The following is a 3,279-nucleotide window of genomic DNA, read 5'->3' as shown; positions in this document are numbered from 1 at the left end:
GTGTCGCGCTGTTGCACGGCGAGCGTCTCCGGCGGCGGCGGCGCGAGCCCGGCGGCCGCCGCCAGGTGCGGCGCCCAGCGCTCCGCGTACAGCACCGCTACCGTCACGTTGCGCTCGATGTAGAACAGCAGCCCGAAGACGAGCGCGAGCGCGGCGACGAGACCCAGCTGCGCGAGCAGCAGCCGGGCGAACAGGCTGTCGAAGCGGCGCACGGTCAACCGCGCGGGACGAAGACGTAGCCTTCGCCGCGGACCGTGTCGATCCATTCGCTGCCTGGCGCGGCCTCGGCCAGCTTGCGCCGCAGCCGCGCGACCTGCACGTCCACGGTGCGGTCCAGCGGCTTGTAGCCGCCGCTCTGCACCGCGTCGCTGAGCTGCTCGCGCGTCAGCGGCCGGCCCGGCGTGCGGGCGAGGGCGGTCAGCAGCTTGTACTCGACGCTGGTCAGCGCGATGGTGCCGTTGCCGGCCCGCACCTCGCGCTTCAGCAGGTCGATCGTCAAGCCGTCGAAGCGCAGCTGCGGCGCATCGGCCCGGCCGGGCGCCTGGCGCCGCAGCAGCGCGCGCACGCGGGCGACCAGCTCGCGCGGCTCGAACGGCTTCGGCAGGTAGTCGTCGGCGCCGATCTCCAGGCCGAGCACCCGGTCCATCGGATCGCCGCGCGCCGTCAGCATCACGATGYCGAGGCCGGGGTGTGCCGCGCGCCAGCGCCGGCAGACGTCGAAGCCGTTGGCGTCCGGCAGCATCACGTCGAGCAGCACGGCGTCGGGCAACCCTTGCGACAGCGCGCGCTCGCCGTCGCCGGCGGTCAGCACGCTGTGCACCGACCAGCCCTCGCGCTCGAGCAGTTCGCACACCATGCCCGACAGCTCGGCATCGTCGTCGACCATCAGGACCAGCGGCTTCATGGCGCATCAGTCTACGGGCCGCGTGTCCACGTGCCGCGAACATTTCAGTGCTGTCGCAAATCGTCATCCGTCCGCGATGCCAACCCGACAATTTCACTGCAAGAGCCGATTTCAGCGGTCGCTGAAACGCTGCGTTCGAGTGAATTTGCACTCGCCCGGCCCGATCCCTTCCCCTACCATCCGCGCCAACGGCCGTGAGGGCGGCTGCGAAGGACTTGGGGAATGAGTTCACCGAACAAGGCGCAGCCGGCCAAGCTGGTCGCCAAGCTGGCTCGGCCCAGCGCCGCCTACAAGCGCCACGCCTGGCTGGCCGTCGCCGCGCTCGCGGCCTTCATGCTGCTGTACCTCGGCCTTGCCGGCTGGTTCCTGTTCACGGCCTGGCGCCTCACCTTCGGGGCCGACAGCGTGTCCGGCCAGGCCGTCTGGGGCTGGGTGATCGGCGGTTGCGCGGCCTTCCTCGCGGTCTTCATGCTGAAGGCCGTCTTCTTCGTCAAGCACGGCTCGCAGGACAACACCGTCGAGATCAAGCCGGCCGAGCAGCCGCGCCTGTTCGAGTTCCTGCACAAGCTGGCCGACCGCGCCGGCGCGCCGCGGCCRCACAAGGTGTTCCTGTCGGCACGCGTCAATGCGGCGGTGTTCTACGACCTGTCGGTGCTGAACCTCGTGCTGCCGTCGCGCAAGAACCTGGAGATCGGCCTCGGCCTGGTCAACGCGCTCACGCTCGGCGAGATGCGCGCGGTGCTCGCGCACGAGTTCGGCCACTTCGCGCAGAAGTCGATGGCGGTCGGCCGCTGGGTCTACATCGCGCAGCAGATCGCCGGCCACCTGGTCGCGCGGCGCGACAAGCTCGATGCGTTCCTGAACGGCCTGTCGCGTTTCGACATCCGCATCGCCTGGGTCGGCTGGGTGCTGGGCGTGATCGTCTGGGCCATCCGCTCGCTGGTCGACAGCGCGTTCTCGGCGGTGCTGCTGGTGCAGCGCGCGCTGTCGCGCGAGATGGAAATGCAGGCCGACCTGGTCGCCGTGTCGCTGACCGGCAGCGACGCGCTGATCCACGCGCTGCACAAGCTGCAGGCGGCCGACGATTCCTGGGACCGCACGCTCGGCTTCCTCGGCAGCGAGCACGGCAAGGAGCGCATCACGCGCGATGCCTTCGCGATCCAGTCGCGCGTGATGCAGCGCATGGGCCAGGTGCTCAACGACCCGCAGTACCACCGCGTGCCGCCGCTGCCGGCCGAGAAGCCGCAGCAGCACCGCCTGTTCAAGGCCGAGGTCGCCCAGCCGCCGCGCATGTGGCTGACCCACCCGCTGAACCACGAGCGCGAAGCCAACGCGAAGCGCCACTACGTGGCGGCGCCCTTCGACGACCGCAGCGCCTGGGAGCTGTTCGACGACGCGCCCGGCCTGCGCGAGCGCGTCACCGCGCAGCTGATCGGCGAGACGAAGCTCACGCCGATCGCGCTCGAGGACTCGCTGCAGGCGCTCGACGAGCAGTTCGCACGCGAGAGCCTGCAGGGCCGCTACCGCGGCGTGTACCTCGGCCGCTCGGTCACGCGCAGCGTGAAGAGCGCGGCCGAGCTGGTCGACCCGGCACAGCAGGGCGCGACGCCGGCCGATCTGGCGGCGCTGTACCCCGAATCGCTGCTCGACGACGTGGCGCGGCTGCGCGAACTGGAGCGCGAGCTGGGCCAGTTGCGCGCGTTGCAATCCGGCGCGCTGAAGGCGCCTGGCGGCGTGATCCGACACCGCGACCGCACGCTGAAGCAGGGCGAGCTGCCGGGCCTGCTGAAGGCCGTCGAACGCGAGCACCGCCAGGTCGAGCAGCGCCTGCTGGCGCACGACAAGGCCTGCCGCAGCACGCACCGTGCCGCGGCGGCGCAGCTCGGCGGCGGCTGGGACGCCTACCTCGAAGGCCTGCTCGCGCTGCTGCACTACGCCGACCACAGCGAGGCCGACCTGCGCGATGCGCAAGGCCTGCTGTCCAACGCCTGGCAGGTGGAAAGCGCGACGCGCCGCGTCGGCAAGGCCGGCGTCGAGCGGCTGGTGGGCGTCGCGAACCATCTGCAGGCGGCCTTGCAGAGGGTGTCGGAGCAGCGCGACGCGGTGGTGCTCGATGCGACGCTGCGCGAGAAGCTCGGCGTCGCGAGCTGGAGCGAGCTGCTCGGCGAGTTCAAGCTGCCGCCTACCAGCAAGGACAACCTGGGCGACTGGCTGGGCGTCGTCGACAGCTGGGTCGACCAGCTGGCCGGCGCCTGTGGCCGGCTGCGCTCGCAGGCGCTCGACCAGCTGCTGCGCACCGAGGCGCTGGTCGCCCGCCGCGCCCGCGGCGAGGCCGTGCCCGAGCTGGCTGTGCCGGCGCCCGAGCCGTCACGCGC

The 3,279-nt window shown here is 71.5% G+C and carries 3 protein-coding genes; 1 reads left to right on the top strand and 2 read right to left on the bottom strand.

The genetic code is table 11. The annotated features are described in order from the left end of the window. A partial coding sequence (locus AC1D1T_RS31270; protein WP_477993252.1) for a hypothetical protein occupies positions 1 to 212 on the bottom strand: 212 nt, incomplete at its 3' end. 2 nt (positions 213 to 214) lie between these two features. Then, entirely contained in the window at positions 215 to 904 is a 690-nt protein-coding gene (locus tag AC1D1T_RS31265) for a response regulator transcription factor (protein WP_477993251.1), read from the bottom strand. 222 nt (positions 905 to 1,126) lie between these two features. Between AC1D1T_RS31265 and AC1D1T_RS31260 the strand changes: the two genes are divergently transcribed. Then, positions 1,127 to 3,279 (top strand): M48 family metallopeptidase (locus AC1D1T_RS31260; protein WP_477993249.1); only part of this gene is annotated, 2,153 nt, incomplete at its 3' end.

Source organism: Rhizobacter sp. P2_H3, from assembly GCF_056403355.1.
The sequence above is the reverse complement of the archived record's forward strand: the minus strand, read 5'-3'. Positions and strand labels throughout refer to the sequence as shown.